The sequence below is a fragment of the Shewanella sp. Pdp11 genome (assembly GCF_002838165.1).
Lineage (GTDB): Bacteria > Pseudomonadota > Gammaproteobacteria > Enterobacterales > Shewanellaceae > Shewanella > Shewanella hafniensis.
In genome coordinates this window covers 1,386,605-1,404,400 of record NZ_CP015194.1, presented here as the reverse complement: position 1 = coordinate 1,404,400, position 17,796 = coordinate 1,386,605, and the positions used below count along the sequence as shown (strand labels likewise).

The following is a 17,796-nucleotide window of genomic DNA, read 5'->3' as shown; positions in this document are numbered from 1 at the left end:
TACGTAATTGCGCTTTAACCTACAACCGAATCGACACTATCGCCCAGTGATACTTTCAATTTGCCTCATTTACAGCGAAAATGCGCCCTAAGTTTTCACTCTGCATAGGTAAAATGTTACTTAATGTTTTCAACCTAGTTGCAGAATTGGCAATATTGGCTAATTCGTTCGCACTTAGCTCGCTCTTCGTCCACTTTTAAGGTGTGATAAGTCGATACACGAGTGTGAAATCGAGGCATCCCGTGCGGTAATCTCCACTGCGATACGGGATAAATCCATTGAAATAAACGACAAAGACGATGATATTGCTCAAGGCCTTCAGTTGCTTAACGGGTTATTGTGCATGCATAGCTGCCGCAGCTGAACTTGACGAGTCAGATCAATCACTCTAGCCTGCCGCAATTGTTTTGTTGTTTTAGGAAACTCACCACAACGAGACATAAGCTAAATCGTCTGAAAACAAACTAAAACTTGGCAGAAAGCCTATTACATATCATCTTTATCGCGTACCAAATTGTGCTATTCCAATCCCATCATGGGGCGACAAAGACAATGCAAAAAGAGAGATAGACATGGTAGACAAATCACAACTGCGCCAATGGGGCTGTAAAGTTATCGACATTGAAAAGTCAGCCCTAGACAATCTTTATCAATATGTTGATTCGGCTGAATTTGCAGAAGCTTGCGAGTTGATCCTCAACTGTACAGGCAAAGTGATTGTCATGGGCATGGGCAAGTCGGGCCATATCGGCAATAAGATTTCTGCCACCCTCGCCAGCACAGGAACGCCCGCATTTTTTGTGCATCCGGGTGAAGCCAGCCACGGTGATCTCGGTGTATTAGCCGATAACGATGTGATTTTAGCGATTTCAAATTCAGGTGAGTCGAGCGAAATCCTCACCTTAATGCCCGTCATCCAACGTATGGGCGTACCCGTTATTGCGGTAACAGGCAAACCCGAATCGAACATGGCACGCTTAGCTAAAGTACATTTATGTATTGAAGTTCCAGAAGAGGCTTGCCCACTGGGACTCGCTCCAACATCAAGCACCACAGCGACCTTAGTCATGGGCGATGCCATTGCCATTGCGCTGCTACAAGCCAAAGGCTTTACCCGTGATGATTTTGCTATGTCTCATCCAGGCGGCGCGTTAGGGCGTAAATTATTGTTAAAAGTCTGCGATGTGATGCACAGCGGTGATGACTTACCGCTCGTTAACCACGATATTTGCATCACAGAAGCCCTGTACGAAATTTCCAAGAAAGGCTTAGGCATGACGGCGATTATCGATGATCAGCGCAAACTGGTCGGTATCTTCACCGATGGTGATTTACGCCGCGTTATCGATGCCGAAGTGAATCTGCGTACAACGCCCATCGCCGATGTGATGACCCGTAACTGCGTGACCATCACGGATAATGTATTGGCCGCCCAAGCGCTGCAAGTGATGGATTCCAAAAACATCAACGGATTAATTGTTATCGATAAAGACCGCCATCCTATCGGCGCTCTTAACATGCTAGACATGGTTAAAGCAGGAGTCATTTAATGCCACAGCAAGGATTTTACGGCCCAATCAGTGATGATGTGTGGCAACGCGCGCAAAAGATTAAACTGTTGATTTGTGACGTCGATGGAGTGTTTTCCGACGGCCGTATCTACTTAAGCAATAGCGGCGAAGAGCTAAAAGCCTTCCACACACGCGACGGCTATGGTGTGCGCTCGCTACTCACCAGCGGTTTTAATCTCGCCGTTATCACTGGACGTCAATCCAAAATCGTTGAAAACCGTATGACAGCCCTTGGGGTTACCCATATTTACCAAGGCGTAGATAATAAGTTCGAGCCCTATGAAGCATTGCTCGCACTCTATGGTGTCACCCCGGAAGAAGTAGCGTATATCGGTGATGATATTGTCGATTTACCCGTGATGAATGTCGTCGGTTTAGCGGTCAGTGTGGCCGATGGTCATCCCTATGTGCGTCAGCACGCCCACTTTGTCACTACGCTCAATGGCGGGCACGGTGCACTGCGTGAACTCACAGATCTGTTGCTACTCAGTCAAAATAAATTCACTTCGGCCCATGGAATGAGTATATGAGTCGTGTGACACTCGCAATTATCGCTTTTTTTGGAACCGCACTAGCGCTTTACTGGCAAGTGCAGAACAAACACAGCGGTGATACCGATAACCGAGTAAAAGATCAAAATACCCCAGATTTCATCGTTGAAGATCTGCGCAGTGTTGAGTTCAATGAACAAGGGCTAGTCAATAGCCGTGTGACGGCGAAAAACATGGAACATTATGATTCAACGAATCAAACTTTCTTTACTCAACCTGTTTATCTTGTTTATCCAGACCAAGGTAAAGCACAATGGCAACTCAGTGCAGATCAGGGCAAGCTAAACAAGGAAACGGGCAAGGTTGTACTCGAAAACAATGTTATTATTGATGCCATTAGCGCAGAAGAACCGATCCAGACCTTGTCCACCAGTTATCTGGAACTCGATCTCAATACTATGATAATGACCTCTGACCGTACCATTTACGTCACAGGGAAAGATTTTAATATTCAAGGCCAAGGCCTTTATGCCGACCTCAACGCGCAAGAAGTGAAATTGACCAGTCAGGTAGTAGGAACATATGAAGCAAAATAACGTATTACTTGCCAGCCTAATGCTAATAATGAGCATGAGCGCCTTTGCTAAAGTCGACGACCTAAAGCAGGAAGTTAAAATCAAAGCAGTGAGCCAAACGGCAGATATCAAGAACAACCAGATCATCTTCTTTGGTCCGGTGGAAGTTACCCAAGGCTCGATAAAAATCCAAGCAAATGAACTGCGTGCATTTTCTGCCGAAGGTGAAAATAGCAAAATTTTAGTGGCCACTGGTAACCCCGCAACTTACAACCAAGTGTTAGACGATGGCCGTCCAGCCTCGGCGAGCGCGAAAGAAATTCGTTACGATATGGCAAGCCGTACCCTGACACTGAAAGGCCAAGCTTCGTTAGATCAAGCGGGTAGCCAAGTGACGGGTAATGTGATCCGCTATAACATTATCCAGCAAAAATTGATTGCTGAGAGCACAGGTAGTGGTGACGATCGCGTGATCACTATTATTCAGCCAGAAAACTATCAAGATGATGCCAAACCTGACGCGCCAGCGGATAAACCTGTGAAAAAGCAGGACTCTAAATGACCCAAATCACCCTAAGAGCACAAAATCTGGCGAAGAGTTATAAGAGTCGCCAAGTGGTTAAAGACGTCAGTCTAACGGTAAAGACAGGTCAAGTTGTTGGACTACTCGGCCCAAACGGTGCGGGTAAAACCACCACCTTTTACATGGTCGTCGGTCTGGTTAAAAGCGATAAAGGCCACATCTTTATCGACGATGATGATTTAACCGCGGATCCTATGCACCTGCGCGCCCGCAAAGGCATAGGTTACTTGCCGCAGGAAGCCAGTATCTTCCGTAAGCTGACCGTCCATGACAACATCATGGCCGTACTGCAAACGCGCAAAGAATTGAAGAAAGAGCAAAGGGAAGAACAACTCGAGCATCTGCTCGAAGAATTCCACATCACCCACATCCGTGACAGCCAAGGCATGTCATTGTCGGGGGGCGAACGTCGCCGTGTCGAAATTGCACGGGCGTTAGCAGCAAATCCTAAGTTCATTTTGCTCGATGAACCCTTTGCGGGTGTCGATCCGATTTCAGTTATCGACATCAAAAAGATTATCGAACAGCTCAAAAGTCGAGGCCTTGGCGTGTTGATCACCGACCATAATGTTCGCGAGACATTAGATGTGTGTGAACATGCCTATATTGTGAGTCACGGAAACCTGATTGCCGAAGGAACACCTGCAGAGATCTTAGACAATCAGCAAGTTAGGGCTGTGTACTTAGGTGAACAATTCAGGCTATAGTTAATCAAGCGGAGCCAATGAAGGCAATTTGTGCCAGCATTGTGCTCCACTCAAGATGATAACAAGCGACCTCATCCAACAATAATAACGTAGGGATCAGCGGTAACATGAAAGCGTCACTCCAGCTCAAACTGGGTCAACAGTTAACCATGACGCCACAATTACAACAGGCCATTCGTCTGTTGCAACTGTCGTCATTAGAACTGCAGCAAGAGATCCAGCAAGCCTTAGATTCTAATCCCCTTCTCGAGCTGGAAGAGGATCAATTCGACGCCACTAAAGACCCTGTAAACCAAACGCTTTCCGATACGGATTTCAGTGAATCGAGCACTCTGCCGCCTGAGAAAGACAGCTCCACAATAGACACGGCAGAGTCCTTAACCAAAGAATCCATGCCCGACGAGCTCCCCATGGACACCACCTGGGATGAAGTGTTCACTGCCTCCCCTAATTCTGGCCCCGGCGGCAGTCGTGAAGATGATATGCCCTTCCAAGGTGAGACCAGTGAAGGCTTGTATGAGCACTTAGAATGGCAAAAAAACCTCACGCCGTTTTCTGAAACCGATTTAGCCATTGCCACCGCCATTATTGATGCCATCGACGATCAAGGCTATCTCACTCAAAGCACTGAAGAAATTCTCGAAGCCATGGGCAATCCTGAAGTTGAGCTTGACGAAGTTGAAGCCGTACTCAAGCGCATTCAACATTTTGATCCCATTGGTGTGGCCGCCCGCGATTTAAGCGAGTGCCTGCTGATCCAACTGTCGCATTTCGCCGCTGACACTCCACACCTCGAAAATGCCCGCATGTTGATCAAAGATCATTTAGATCTGATCGCCGCGCGCGATTTTAGATTGTTGATGCGTAAGACTAAATTAAAAGAGGATGAGTTAAGGGACGGCATCGCGCTTATCCAAACCCTCAATCCCCGCCCAGGTTTATTGATTACGCCCAACGATGACGAATACGTCATCCCAGATGTGTCTGTGTCGAAGAAGAATGGCCGCTGGGTGGTTGAACTGAACCCAGACTGCATGCCAAAAATCAATGTAAATCAACATTATGCATCGATGGCGCGCAGTACTAAAAACCAAGCCGATAGCCAATTTATTCGTGGCCATCTGCAAGAGGCTAAATGGTTTATCAAAAGCCTAGAAAGCCGTAACGACACTTTACTTAAAGTTGCGAATTGCATAGTGCAATATCAGCAAGGTTTCTTCGAATACGGTGAAGAAGCCATGAAACCTATGGTGCTTAACGATATTGCCGAAGCGGTAGAAATGCATGAGTCCACCATCTCACGGGTGACCACCCAAAAATACATGCATACCCCTAAGGGACTTTTTGAACTAAAATACTTCTTCTCTAGCCACGTCGGAACTGACGATGGTGGGGAGTGCTCATCCACAGCAATCAGAGCCTTCATTAAGAAACTGGTTGCAGCGGAAAACCAGAAAAAACCATTAAGCGACAGTAAGATGGCACAACTTCTGGCAGAACAAGGGATCAACGTAGCCCGCAGAACCATTGCGAAGTACCGAGAGGCTATGCTCATTCCGCCTTCTAATCAGCGTAAAAGTTTATAACCTACAGTGGATATCGGAGGACGTTTCTATGCAAATAAACCTGAGTGGACACCATGTCGAAATTACCGAATCGTTACGCGCATATGTAGAAGAAAAGTTTTCAAAACTTGAACGCCATTTCGAACAGATCAATAATGTGCACGTTGTGCTCAATGTCGAGAAAATGCAACAGATTGCCGAAGCGAGAATAAATCTTATCGGTGGTGAAGTTTTTGCAACTTCAGAGCATGCTGACATGTATGCCGCTATAGACGCCCTGATTGACAAGCTTGATCGTCAGGTTATTAAACACAAAGAGAAGTTAACAAAACACTAATAATGGAACTTTGTACCATACTGCGGCCGGAGTGCACTACCTGCGCCACTCCGGGCAGCAAGAAAAAGGTACTGGAACTCATCAGCGACTTAGTCGCTGCCCAGTACCCGACCCTCTCATCTCAAGAGATATTCGAAAGCCTAGTGGCGCGCGAAAAGATGGGGAGCACAGGTATAGGGAACGGCATCGCCATTCCACATGGTCGATTAACCGATATAAATCAGCCCATTGCCATACTCATTAAGTGTGAAGAGCCGATAGCATTCGATGCTATCGATAAGCAACCTGTTGATATTTTATTTGCACTACTGGTGCCTGCTGACCAATGTCAGCAACACTTAAGTACCTTGTCTTGCATGGCCGAAAAGCTGAGCGACAAGCAAATATTAAAACAATTACGCAAGACGCATGATGAAACGGAACTCTATCAGGTAATCACTGGATGAAACTGGTCATAGTGTCGGGCCGCTCAGGCTCAGGTAAATCTGTCGCCCTAAGGGTACTCGAAGATCTCGGCTATTACTGTGTCGATAACCTTCCCTTGCCCTTAATCGGCACTTTGCTTGAGCAACTCAAAGGCAGTAACGATCTCGTCGCCATCAGTGTCGACGTGCGTAACATGCCAGAGCAGGACAAGGTTCTAGTTAAACAACTCGCGAGCCTACCTCCTGATACTGAGTTAACGAGCTTCTTCCTCAATTCTAGCGATAAAATTCTGCTTAAGCGTTACAGCGAGACTCGCCGTTTGCACCCTTTGTCAAAGAGCCAAGTCTCTTTACAAGAAGCAATAAAACGGGAAGGGAAACTGCTCGAGCCTATGTCAAAACTGGTCGATCACTACATAGATACGTCGAACCTGAATATCTATGATTTAAGCGATCAAGTGAGACAAATTCTGCTCGGCAGTGTCGATAAAGAATTAGTGATCAACTTTGAGTCCTTTGGCTTTAAGCACGGTATGCCCACCGAAGCCGACTTTATGTTTGATGTTCGCTTCCTGCCTAACCCACACTGGGAACTGGCGCTGCGTCCATTAACTGGCTTAGATGAGCCCGTAGCTGAGTTCTTAAATCGCCAACCACTGGTCAATAAGTTCATCTGGCAAATCGAGAATTTGCTAGAAACTTGGCTGCCGCACCTCGAGCGCAACAATCGCAGTTATTTAACTGTGGCGATTGGCTGCACGGGTGGGCAACACAGATCGGTTTACGTCGCAGAGCAATTGGCTAAACGCTTTAGTAACGGTAAACATAAGGTTTATGCCCGCCATCGAGAGCTGAATAATGCCAAAGCTTGAACGTCAGATCACCATCTGTAACAAACTGGGATTACATGCCCGTGCCGCCACAAAGCTCGTGGTACTGGCATCCGAGTTTGATGCAAGCATCACCTTGATACAAGGTGATAAACAGGCATCCGCCGCCAGCGTACTCGGCTTATTGATGCTTGAGACTGGCATGGGTAAAACCATTAAACTTATCGCCGAAGGCCCAGATGCTGAGCCCGCTCTGGATGCCATTTGTGCCTTAATCGACGCTAAGTTTGACGAAGCCTGTTAGTTTCATTTCATATTCAGTGTTTCAAACAGGCACTCAGATTAGTACACATCACACTTAGCACTGCGTATTTGTGCAGTTCACATCTCGTTTCAAAAGCTTGGCGACACATTTGTCGCTCGACGGCACGAACCATAGGCGATTACACTAGCGAGCATTACCGCCGACTCACCTTAGTCTTAACCGCCTAGTCTCAGCCCTGCGCCAAGCAGCGCACTCTCGAACCAATTTGCCGCACAGTGGCGGACAACTATGGAGGACAAATGCCCGTAGATAATTCAGAAAACGATCACACCGGACATAGTCTAGACCAGTTAAACCAAGCGCTTAGTAGTGGCATGTTTGTGCACGTACGTAACATGCTGCAAAAAATGGCCGCCTCTGATATCGCGCTGATCTTAGAATCCTCACCACCCAGCGCCAGACAAGTGCTGTGGCAGCTTATCGATCAGGAACAAATAGGCGACATACTCGATGAGTTGAGTGAAGAACTTAAAGATCCGCTGATCCGCAGCATGAGTCCTGAGCGGGTTGCGAAGGCAACGGCGAGCATGGACACCGACGATCTGGCCTATATCCTACGTAGTCTTCCCGATGCCGTTTACAAGCAAGTGCTGCAGTCGATGACGGAACAAAACCGCCAGCGGGTAGAACAGGCCTTATCCTATCCCGATGAGACCGCCGGCAGCTTGATGAACACAGATACAGTCACCTTAAGACCCGATGTGAATATCGATGTGGTGCTGCGCTATCTTCGCCAAAGGGGTAACCTGCCAGACACCACAGATACCTTATATGTGGTCGATAAACAGGACAAAGTGCTCGGCGGTGTCAGGCTGGCAGATCTGCTGACCTGCGCGCCAAGCACCACAATTCGCCACATCATGGACCCCGATATCCAAAGTATTCCTGTGAGCATGTCCGACAGCGAAGTCGCGCAGAAATTCGAACGTAATGACTGGGTATCTGCTCCCGTCGTTGACGGCGATGGCAAGCTGCTAGGACGGATCACAATCGATGACGTGGTCGATGTTATCCGCGAAGACGCCGAACACTCCATGATGGGGATGGCGGGGATGGACGATGACGAGGATACTTTTGGCCCAGTGCTAAAAAGTACCCTACGTCGCTCACTCTGGCTCACGATTAACTTGTTCGCCGCGCTACTCGCCTCCTCGGTCAGCAATATGTTTGAAGGCACTATCGAGCAATTTGCTACCATCGCTATCTTGATGACAATTGTCCCTAGCATGGGCGGTGTGGCCGGTAATCAAACCTTAGCGCTCGTGATCCGTGGTATTGCTTTAGGCCATATCGGCCAAAGCAACGCCCGCTGGCTTATCGGTAAAGAGCTATCGATTGGTTTTCTCAATGGCTTGATGTGGTCAATTTTAGTCTTTATCGCCGTGTTGCTGTGGAAGGATGATATGGCACTGGCGGGCTTAATTGGTAGCGCCATGCTGATCAACATGACAGTAGCAGGGCTTGCAGGTGCGAGTATTCCATTGATTTTAAAACGCCTTAAAATCGATCCTGCCCTCGCGGGCGGCATGGTGCTAACCACAGTCACTGACGTGGTTGGTCTGTTCGCCTTCCTCGGATTAGCCACGCTCTACCTGATGCACTAACGCACTAATTCTTTAACGCTTTTACAGTTTGAGTTGATAACAAAAACGGCACCAAAAAGGATGCCGTTTTTTTATCTCGCTGAAAAACTAAATAAGGCTATTTTGCCGGAGGTTGAAAACCATAACGACTCAGAATCGCTTGGCCTTTTGCCGATAGAATAAACTCAGCTAACGGCTTAGCGGCAGCATTGGCGCCCTGCAAAACCAATAAACCATAGTCGGCACCCACGGCGAGTTCCTGCGGTAAATCGATGATTTGTAGACTCGGCACTTCTTGTTTAGCCAGCACAGCATTGGTGCAATAGGTTAAAAAGATATCTGCTTGTTTGTTTTCCATCACCCAGCCATAGGGATTGCGATCTTTAGGCGGTTTAGCACTCTCAGGGCCTCCCGTCAGTTGCAATGCCTTGGTCTCTAACGCGGCTTTCGCATTGGGTTTTACCGCTTCTGCCTTAGCAAAAACGGCCCAGGCATAATCCCCCGCCGGATCGGCTTTCGGGGTTGAAGTGCCAACTTTGACCTTAGGATCTAACAAGGTATCGAGTAGCGTTGCGCTCGTCACTTGGACATTATCTTGGGCAACCGCGCAGAGTTGATTACGGGCAAACATTTGCACTGCTTTACCCTGACCCGCATCCACTAACGCCTGCGGATGTTTCATGTTGGCCGAAGCAAAAATATCGACTTTCTCGCCCTCTTGAATGCGTTTTAACAATAAACCTGAAGGTGCATATTGCGCAGCAACACTCGTGTGCGACTGTGCTTGATAAGCGGCAATAATATCCTTCATTGCAGCCTTTAAGCTGCCTGCGGCGCGCAATTCTATCTGCGCAGCGCCCGTGGTCACTTCGGCTTTCATCGGCATTCCTTGTACAGCAGCCACCATGATGACAGGGCTTAAACTCAAGGCGACTAACAGGTGTTTGCTTATCATAATCATATTCTCCTCTGGGCGCTAAAAGTCATTCTGGTGACTTATCCCCATACAGAACGTGAAATCGATAAAGGGATCAAGCTGAACTCATCCCAAGGCAAACCGCTGTGATGTGATTGTGGTGTAGATCACCCATAACACAGGTTAGCAAGGACAAATTGTCTAGCTAAAATCCGCGAGGCACTCATGGCTAAATATCCCAAACACGGACACAAAAAAGTCGCCCTCAGGCGACTTTTGTAAAACGGATAATGCTGAACTACTGACCCGTCGGCGTTAATACAATCTCAACACGGCGGTTTTGGGCGCGGCCATTGGCATTGGCATTTGATGCAATTGGACTCGCTTCACCCATGCCTTTTGATTTTACACGGGCAGAGGCGACGCCTTTGCTCATCAAGTAATTACCCACTTCGCCCGCACGCACTTGTGACAGACGTAAATTGTACGAGTCTGAGCCACTGCTGTCGGTATAACCTAATACGTTAAGCTGCGTTTTGCTGTATTCTTTGGCCACAAGCGCCACTGAATTCAACACGCGTTTAGCGCCGTCACTTAACTCGGTTTGATCTACGCCGAAGGTGACTTCATTAGGCATGTTCAAAATGATGTTATCACCGCTACGGGTCACACTCACGCCAGTTGAAGCGAGTTGTTGGCGTAATTTGGTCTCTTGCACATCCATGTAATAACCAATACCACCACCGACTGCAGCGCCTGATGCCGCACCAATTAACGCACCTTTACCACGGTCGCTTTTACTCGAAGAGACGACGCCAATGGCAGCCCCTGCAACAGCGCCAATCAATGCGCCACTGGTCGCTTTAGCGGTTTGCTCTTCGTTTGAATAAGGATTGATTGTTGTACAACCCGATACAACTAACGCGGTCGTTAATACCACTATGGCTAACAGGGATGGTTTAGATTGCGCTGCCTGAAAACACTTCATCATTTATAACCTCTTTATATGATTGATGACTGTGAATACTGCTCAAAGGGCACGAAATATTACTTCACACTAGGTAATACGAATGACCTAGGGATTGCCACAAGGCAGGCAGTATATAAGCTATTGCGCTCGAGACAATCCTTTATCCATATTCAATTCTGCTAATCCAGATTTTAGTCAGCAAAGATACAGATTTCGGGTTGCGATCGTGCCTTAGACAGCCCTGTTCCATATCAAGCCGAAGGCACCGAAATAGTGCGTCTTGCACTGTTTTTGGCAGCACTAAAAAATCACACTGTTTTAATCGAATATACAACACAATGATTTTAATGAATAAAATAAAAATTAGAATATTGGCACGAATTTTACATACTACTAAGTGAGTAGACAGTCAGACGCGGTAGAAATCGCTAAAAACTCCAGTCGACTTCAACAGGATTAATCCAAATTAAATGGACCTATCGAGACAGAAAATGCACTCGAGTATTTAGGGTCATGAAGGAGGAAGTATGAAAACAGTCATGAACTTTATCGCACTATGTCGCCACGAATGGATCTGTCTGCGCCACCTAGGCCTGAGTCAGTGGGATTTAGAACAGCGTCACTATCATCAATAAAAGGCAACGCAAACGGTCATATTTTGGTTAGAAGGCAGTAAAAGAGGGTACGCTCATGGGAATCGCAGAAAATAGTCTCAAGCTACATGTTATCACCGAGGTTAAAGTACAAGGTCGCTTACTGTCGGATGTTGCACGTCAATACGGTTTATCTGCCAAGGCAGTCTACCAATGGGTGCGAGAAAGCGATCTGCAACCCCAGCAAAGAGAATGCGCATTAATGAGTGAGATTGCCCAGCTACAGAAAAAAATTAAACAGCTCAATCAAGAGCTACGCACGATAGGTTAGCCTGTACAACAAGCTAAACGTGCCCGAATAGACAAGGCCGGACGAGATTGCATATCGCCCTGCTGATAACGCTAACGATGTAAAAGATGTGCTAACAACAATAATAACAGCGCCCTTTTTAGTCCGGCCTTGTCGTCCAAATTGATGAACCCAGCGAAGATTGGGAAATAGTATTAACAGCAACAAACGGATAGGGACAATGCAAAAGTTTCGGCAAGACTAGGGAGGGAGTTATCTCCCCCAAGATCAAATATGTGAATTGTGCTCCCCCAAGTCATGAACATATTTCTCTCTCTGGTCTTGTCATTTTATTCACAGTTCTATGATTGCTAGCTTGTTTGTAGCAACAAGGATGGCCCCAGCTTCTATTGGGGATTAAGCCAAGGATTGGCTAACGCCAAAAATTAAATAACAATAATAAAATCAACAATAAAAATAATAGTGACACTTAATTTTTAGCATAAAAAAGACGCTACTTTGAGCGTCTTTTTTATGGGCGAAAACAATGACTGACGATTAATAGTCTTCTTCGTTTGCCTCTTGGATCCTTTGTTTACGCTCTTGCGCCTCTTCAAAGGCCGCTTGAATTTCCTCTAACACGGCACTGACATCGGCTTCGACCAATACTTCGGTAAACTCACCAGTTAATGGTGTTTCAGGTTTTAACTCACCCGCTTCAAACAGGGCCCAAATCTCTTTGGCATATTGTGTTTTTAACAGCTCAGGAGCATACAAGCCATAGTATTGGGTCATGTTATTCACATCACGCGCTAACATCCATTTGGCATGGTTATTCGCAGCGGCATCGACAGCTTGAGGCAAGTCAATAATCACAGGCCCTTCGCTATCGACTAGCACGTTAAACTCAGACAAGTCACCGTGCACTAACCCAGCACAAAGCATACGTTTGACATAGGTCATCACCAACGCATGATCTTTCAGGGCTTTTTCGGCCGACATACTGACATCGTTTAATCTCGGCGCCACATGTCCATCAGCATCCGTCACTAACTCCATCAGCAACACGCCATCGAAACAACCATAGGGTGTTGGTACGCGCACACCTGCATTTGCTAAACGATAAAGTGCTTCAACTTCGGCATTTTGCCAAGCTTCTTCCTGCTGATCGCGGCCAAATTTAGACCCTTTTTCCATCGCACGCGCACGACGGCTATTGCGGACTTTTCGGCCTTCTTGATACAACACAGCTTGCTTAAAACTGCGCTTGTCCGCTTCTTTATAGACTTTGGCACAGCGGATATCATCACCACTGCGTACAACGTACACAGTCGCTTCTTTACCGCTCATTAACTGGCTAATGACCTCATCGACCAGTCCTTCATCAACCAGGGGTTGGATTCGTTTCGGAGTTTTCATAGCGCCCTTATACCTTACTTAGGCATGATATGGAATACTGCGGGCAAATCTTCATACAAAAGCGGTCTCCAGCGGAAGGTTGATGAATATAGTTCAGGATTATTAAACGAATTTTAAGTAAAAACTAATGCACTTGCGTGTTAAACACAATACCAGATTTACTGAGGACTTTGGCAAAGAAAGAGACTGAAAATGAAGCTTAAACTAAAAGAATATTCTTTTCCGCCAACCTGTATAAAGCAAGAGGTAAAACCACAGCCTCGATCGCTGCGAACATTCAAATTCAAGACCGCTCAAATAGATATCCGAGCTAGGTTTACGTAAAAACTTAACTCACACAAATAAGGCAATCACACTTCCCACAGTCGCTGCGGCTTTCAATATTTGGCCAGCGCTGTAATACGTGTCGTTCGAATCATTCGCGTCATTAGGGGCTGTATCGGGAGTAGGCGCCTCAGTTTTGCTCATCGCAGCAACATCGGAACTAGGCTCAGCTTTGGGAGCCGCCAGTCCTAAAGCGCCATAGGTAAAGGATTTCAGTCCACTTGGCTGAGCCATCTCATTGGGTTGATGAACCGATTTGGCCGTCGGTAATGAAGCAGAATGCGCTGATGAAACGGGTGAAATCATAGCTAACCCCAAAGCAGACATTAAAGTGTTAATCGCAAACTAACACAATATCAGCCTGTTATCATGCATTTATCCGCTAAATTGTGATGGATTCAGCCCAATAAAACGCATCTATGACAGTATAAATGGCGGTATATAAAGCTAGATCTCCCCCAGAAGAGCCTTTATCCTAAACGCCACAACATATAGAGAACTTGTCCATGCATTATCCAAGCCTTTTCCTCGCCCTTTCGGTCCTATCGCTCACTCAATGCAGCAGCTTATCGATTGAAGAATGCGCCAATAGTGATTGGTTTGCCCTAGGACTGGCCGATGGCAACCGTGGGACGAGCGCAGGGCAATTGAATCAATATCAAAAAGATTGCCGAGAATTTAATCTCAGCGTCGATACCGCACAGTGGAAACAAGGATACCAGCAAGGGTTAGCCAGTTACTGTCTTCCCGAAAATGGCTATCGCGTTGGCTTAGCGGGAGAAAGCTACTATGGGGTTTGCAGCAATAACGCCTTCGTTGAACGTTATAATCAGGGCCATCAACAATATCTAACTAACAAACGCTTAGCTGAAATAGCCGATCGCTTAAATGCCATCGATAGAGAGATAAGCAGTCTTGATGGCAAGATCAATAATCTCACCGATAAGGCCGACTTATTGAAACAGAAAAACAGCCTACTCAATGAGAAGAACCAACTGTTAGATGAAAGATCTCGCCTACGCAGACCCGATATGCGCTTCGAATTAAGATTCTAAGCCATAAAAAAACACTGGGCCCAATTGGACTCAGTGTTTAGGTTAGTCAGTTTCACAGTCCGCTATTTTTGCGGCAATCCTGCAGTGGATTTAACGTTTACCCTTTGGCTAACATCGGCCAATTTAGCTTTTTTTAACCCTGATGGACGCAGGAAAAAACCATAGTAAAGTAGACTCGCCGACGTCCATGCAATAGCTAAACTCCATAAATCATGGCTCAAAAAATGGGCACCGCGTAACTCTTGGCCGATACCAAACACTAGGCCTAAACTCACCCCGAAAATCAAACCAAACTTAGCTAGATGCGGACGATACTCACGCAGCACGTAATACAAGGCAACCCAAGCAAACCCGCCGCTGGCATGGCCGCCAGGGAAACATTGGCCAAATTCAGCGCCTTCAGGTAAACGGGCAAACAGGGATGAATGCAGCATACGGCCGCCAAACTCAATCACATCCCAGGGGCAAGTCATGTGAGTAACGCTCTTGCCAATGCGTACCAGCAACACACTGGCCAATACGCTACAAAATAGATAAATCAATCCTTTGCGGTACGGCTTAACCCTGTCACTTCGAAAACTAAAGGCAATGCCGACTACAACGCTCACCGCCAGCAAGATAACAAAGTTATGCCCAGCAACGTGCAATACATTTTCGGTCAGCCAATGGCCTCTTAATGGCCAAGAGTCAACGCCACCCTGCCAATGAAATAACAAGGTCGCCACTTTCATATCAGCATGAGTCCATTCAAGCCCAATGATGATCGCCGCAAACACTAATAGTGGCGCGATTAGATGCCCTTTGGCAAAATCGATAAATGTCATCCTAACATTATCTTTCAAATAGTTACCCACGCATAAATCCACTGACTAGAATATCTTTTGTTAGCGTAGCGCTGAATTCTTATCTAAAACTTAAGAAACACAATCGTACGATTGCTAACAAAAAACTTACATCTCAATACAAGTAAATTTCTGCAAAAAACTCACAACATGAGTAAAAAGACTATAGTTTATAAATAATATCGCGCCTCTAGGACTGAGCATTCATGCCATACAATTTCGCCATTAATCAGTCTCAAAAAGATCGTTTATTCGCCGACATTGCTATCGACACAGACAAAATCGTGGTTCCCCAAGTCATGGTTGATAACTGGCAACAAACCTTAGATTTGCTCTCTGAATTGGTCGACACTCCTGCCGCATTGATCATGCGTGTCCATCAAACCGATATAGAAGTGTTTACCTCGAGCCGTACTCAAGGGAATCCCTATAAAAAACACGACAAAGACAGTTTAGGCCACGGACTTTACTGCGAGACTGTGATTAAAGCAGGCAAGGAACTCCACATTCCTAATGCCCTAAAAGATAAAAACTGGGATAAAAATCCGGATATTAAACTCGGCATGATTGCCTACTGTGGCTTGCCTTTACGTTGGCCCGATAACAGCGCCTTTGGCACTATCTGCATGCTCGATAACAAAGAGCATAATTACAGCCAACCGTTTCGCAGCTTACTCGCTCGTTTTCAAAATGGTATCGAAGCCAACCTAGTCACCCTCTATCAGCAGGCTAAGCTGCAACTGCACAATCAAGAGTTAGAGCAAAAAGTGCAACAGCGCACCCATGAACTCGCCGAACTCAGTAGCAAGCTCATCAAAGAAATCGAAAATCGGACCTCCACCGAAACCTCACTGGAATACCACAAAAGCTATGATCCACTGACGGGATTACCCAATCGTATCAATTTGATTAATAGCCTTTCGACCATGCTAGAAGAAGTGGATCGCAAGGAAAAGATTTCAGTACTCTATCTGGGGCTACGTAATTTCAAATCCATCAACGACAGTTATGGCTATTTGATTGGCGATAAAATTCTCACTATTCTCAGCCACCGTTTACAACACTATGCCGATGAAAACACCTTCATCGCTCGTATTGCCGGTGCCGAATTTGTGATTATTCAAGCCCATAAACCTTCGAATAACGAAACCAATAGACTCATCAATAAAGTACTTAACTGCTGTAATACCCCCTTTGGCGTGGCGGATTTTGTGATCACTATTCCATCGAGCATGGGTATAGCTCAAGCGCCCATCGATGGCATAGATGCCGCCATTCTGCTGCAAAAAGCGGGGGCGGCGATGACGATAAGCAAAGCCGATGGCTCAACTCACAGCTTCTTTAATCAAGATACTCAAGCGGCTTTAAACCTACGCTATCAACTGGAATCTCACTTAGTCGATGCATTGAACAAAAACGAGTTAAGCCTTCATTACCAACCCTTTATAAACTTAAAAACTCAAAAAGTGATAGGTGCCGAAGCCCTGCTGCGCTGGTACAATCCGATCCTTGGTAATGTCGCCCCAGACAGATTTATCGCCTTGGCTGAACGTAATGGCCAGATTATTGATATTGGCAATTTTGTATTGCATACCGCCCTAGCTCAGGCGGCTAAATGGTGTCGCGAGCTAGACCAGGAGTTTAAAATCGCCATCAACATCTCCCCTTTGCAAATGCGCAATCCCCGTTTTAGCGAGCACATAGCTGACTTACTCACCCTCTATCAATTGCCACCGACCGCCCTAGAGCTTGAAATCACCGAAGGCATGTTGATGCAGGACGAGCATATCGCCCACAACGCCATCCAAAAGCTGCAGGAACTCGGGATCCGCATCTCGCTAGATGACTTTGGTACAGGCTATTCATCCCTAAGTTACCTACAAAAATATTCTTTCGATACCTTAAAAATCGATCGCTGCTTTATCAGTAAACTAGAAGAAAACGAACAAGATAGGGAACTCACTAAAGCGATTATAGCCATAGGCAAGAAACTGAACTTAGCCGTGATCGCCGAAGGCGTGGAAACCCTAGAACAAGACGCCTTTATTCGTCACGAGGAATGCGACTTAGGCCAAGGCTACCTCTACGGTAAACCCATCACAGCACACGAGTTTGAGCAGGCATTTATCCATAAAAAAGAGCATTAAGTTCATCCTTAATACTCTTTTTTATTTCGCGATTTAAAACCGACTGAATAATGCTACGTGAATTGTCATTTCCACAGACTGTTATAACTCACATTTGGACAAAAGTGAGCTAGTTTTTTTACTCTAATTCGTGGAGTTCGGATTAAAATTTCTATGGGTTAACACCTTACAAACGCAACACAACTGTTTTACGTCCGTTTAAGCAACTTGTTGAACGAAGCCGCTTTGCGGCAGGAACAAGATAAAGCC

Annotated in this window: 20 protein-coding genes; 15 read left to right on the top strand and 5 right to left on the bottom strand. The window is 46.2% G+C overall.

Annotated elements, in window-relative coordinates; genetic code table 11:
• Positions 1–572: 572 nt before the first annotated feature.
• The 11 genes from AYJ58_RS06185 (at position 573) to mgtE (ending at position 9,013) form a co-directional block, all read left to right on the top strand.
• Positions 573–1,550 (top strand): KpsF/GutQ family sugar-phosphate isomerase, encoded by a 978-nt coding sequence (locus AYJ58_RS06185; protein WP_106649419.1) that lies wholly within the window; start codon positions 573–575, stop codon positions 1,548–1,550.
• Positions 1,550–2,101: a 3-deoxy-manno-octulosonate-8-phosphatase KdsC gene (gene kdsC / locus AYJ58_RS06180; RefSeq protein WP_028759542.1), complete on the top strand. Its 552-nt coding sequence runs from the start codon at positions 1,550–1,552 to the stop codon at positions 2,099–2,101. Before AYJ58_RS06185 ends, kdsC begins: the two co-directional genes overlap by 1 nt.
• Entirely contained in the window at positions 2,098–2,658 is a 561-nt protein-coding gene (gene lptC, locus AYJ58_RS06175) for an LPS export ABC transporter periplasmic protein LptC (protein WP_106649418.1), read from the top strand. Before kdsC ends, lptC begins: the two co-directional genes overlap by 4 nt.
• Positions 2,645–3,199: a lipopolysaccharide transport periplasmic protein LptA gene (lptA, locus tag AYJ58_RS06170; RefSeq protein ID WP_106649417.1), complete on the top strand. Its 555-nt coding sequence runs from the start codon at positions 2,645–2,647 to the stop codon at positions 3,197–3,199. Before lptC ends, lptA begins: the two co-directional genes overlap by 14 nt.
• Positions 3,196–3,927: an LPS export ABC transporter ATP-binding protein gene (gene lptB, locus AYJ58_RS06165; protein WP_106649416.1), complete on the top strand. Its 732-nt coding sequence runs from the start codon at positions 3,196–3,198 to the stop codon at positions 3,925–3,927. Before lptA ends, lptB begins: the two co-directional genes overlap by 4 nt.
• A gap of 107 nt (positions 3,928–4,034) precedes the next feature.
• Positions 4,035–5,513 carry an RNA polymerase factor sigma-54 gene (locus AYJ58_RS06160; protein ID WP_106649415.1) on the top strand — a complete coding sequence of 493 codons (1,479 nt, stop codon included), beginning with the start codon at positions 4,035–4,037 and terminating at the stop codon, positions 5,511–5,513.
• 28 nt (positions 5,514–5,541) lie between these two features.
• Complete coding sequence (gene hpf, locus AYJ58_RS06155; RefSeq protein ID WP_006083070.1) at positions 5,542–5,829, top strand: ribosome hibernation promoting factor; 288 nt, start codon at positions 5,542–5,544, stop codon at positions 5,827–5,829.
• A 2-nt stretch (positions 5,830–5,831) separates the two neighbouring features.
• A complete protein-coding gene (gene ptsN / locus AYJ58_RS06150) occupies positions 5,832–6,275 on the top strand; it encodes a PTS IIA-like nitrogen regulatory protein PtsN (RefSeq protein WP_106649414.1) in 444 nt (147 codons plus the stop codon).
• A complete protein-coding gene (gene rapZ, locus AYJ58_RS06145) occupies positions 6,272–7,126 on the top strand; it encodes an RNase adapter RapZ (RefSeq protein ID WP_106649413.1) in 855 nt (284 codons plus the stop codon). Before ptsN ends, rapZ begins: the two co-directional genes overlap by 4 nt.
• On the top strand, positions 7,113–7,388 hold the full coding sequence (locus AYJ58_RS06140; protein WP_106649412.1) for an HPr family phosphocarrier protein: 276 nt from the start codon (positions 7,113–7,115) through the stop codon (positions 7,386–7,388). Before rapZ ends, AYJ58_RS06140 begins: the two co-directional genes overlap by 14 nt.
• A gap of 260 nt (positions 7,389–7,648) precedes the next feature.
• Entirely contained in the window at positions 7,649–9,013 is a 1,365-nt protein-coding gene (gene mgtE, locus AYJ58_RS06135) for a magnesium transporter (RefSeq protein WP_106649411.1), read from the top strand.
• Between the two features lie 97 nt (positions 9,014–9,110).
• Here mgtE and AYJ58_RS06130 read toward each other — a convergent pair whose 3' ends face one another.
• Complete coding sequence (locus AYJ58_RS06130) at positions 9,111–9,947, bottom strand: molybdate ABC transporter substrate-binding protein (RefSeq protein ID WP_106649410.1); 837 nt, start codon at positions 9,945–9,947, stop codon at positions 9,111–9,113.
• On the opposite strand from AYJ58_RS06130, the gene AYJ58_RS22120 reads away from it, so the two are divergent.
• Complete coding sequence (locus AYJ58_RS22120; RefSeq protein WP_259399979.1) at positions 9,933–10,058, top strand: hypothetical protein; 126 nt, start codon at positions 9,933–9,935, stop codon at positions 10,056–10,058. The two genes, AYJ58_RS06130 and AYJ58_RS22120, sit on opposite strands and share 15 nt — an antisense overlap.
• Before the next feature lie 148 nt (positions 10,059–10,206).
• Here the strand turns inward: AYJ58_RS22120 and AYJ58_RS06125 are convergent, their stop codons facing one another.
• On the bottom strand, positions 10,207–10,896 hold the full coding sequence (locus tag AYJ58_RS06125) for an OmpA family protein (RefSeq protein WP_443019233.1): 690 nt from the start codon (positions 10,894–10,896) through the stop codon (positions 10,207–10,209).
• Positions 10,897–11,568: 672 nt separating this feature from the next.
• Here AYJ58_RS06125 and AYJ58_RS06120 point away from each other — a divergent pair.
• Positions 11,569–11,802 carry a transposase gene (locus AYJ58_RS06120; protein ID WP_106649408.1) on the top strand — a complete coding sequence of 78 codons (234 nt, stop codon included), beginning with the start codon at positions 11,569–11,571 and terminating at the stop codon, positions 11,800–11,802.
• Positions 11,803–12,318: 516 nt separating this feature from the next.
• On the opposite strand, the gene AYJ58_RS06115 is transcribed toward AYJ58_RS06120, so the two are convergent.
• Positions 12,319–13,179, bottom strand: coding sequence for a PA4780 family RIO1-like protein kinase (locus AYJ58_RS06115; protein ID WP_106649407.1), 861 nt, complete (start codon positions 13,177–13,179; stop codon positions 12,319–12,321).
• Positions 13,180–13,512: 333 nt separating this feature from the next.
• Entirely contained in the window at positions 13,513–13,830 is a 318-nt protein-coding gene (locus tag AYJ58_RS06110) for a hypothetical protein (protein ID WP_106649406.1), read from the bottom strand.
• A 179-nt stretch (positions 13,831–14,009) separates the two neighbouring features.
• Between AYJ58_RS06110 and AYJ58_RS06105 the strand changes: the two genes are divergently transcribed.
• Positions 14,010–14,558 (top strand): DUF2799 domain-containing protein, encoded by a 549-nt coding sequence (locus AYJ58_RS06105; protein WP_106649405.1) that lies wholly within the window; start codon positions 14,010–14,012, stop codon positions 14,556–14,558.
• A 62-nt stretch (positions 14,559–14,620) separates the two neighbouring features.
• Here AYJ58_RS06105 and AYJ58_RS06100 read toward each other — a convergent pair whose 3' ends face one another.
• Positions 14,621–15,382 carry a phosphatase PAP2 family protein gene (locus AYJ58_RS06100; RefSeq protein ID WP_106649404.1) on the bottom strand — a complete coding sequence of 254 codons (762 nt, stop codon included), beginning with the start codon at positions 15,380–15,382 and terminating at the stop codon, positions 14,621–14,623.
• Between the two features lie 224 nt (positions 15,383–15,606).
• Between AYJ58_RS06100 and AYJ58_RS06095 the strand changes: the two genes are divergently transcribed.
• Entirely contained in the window at positions 15,607–17,547 is a 1,941-nt protein-coding gene (locus tag AYJ58_RS06095; RefSeq protein ID WP_106649403.1) for a putative bifunctional diguanylate cyclase/phosphodiesterase, read from the top strand.
• Positions 17,548–17,796: the final 249 nt, after the last annotated feature.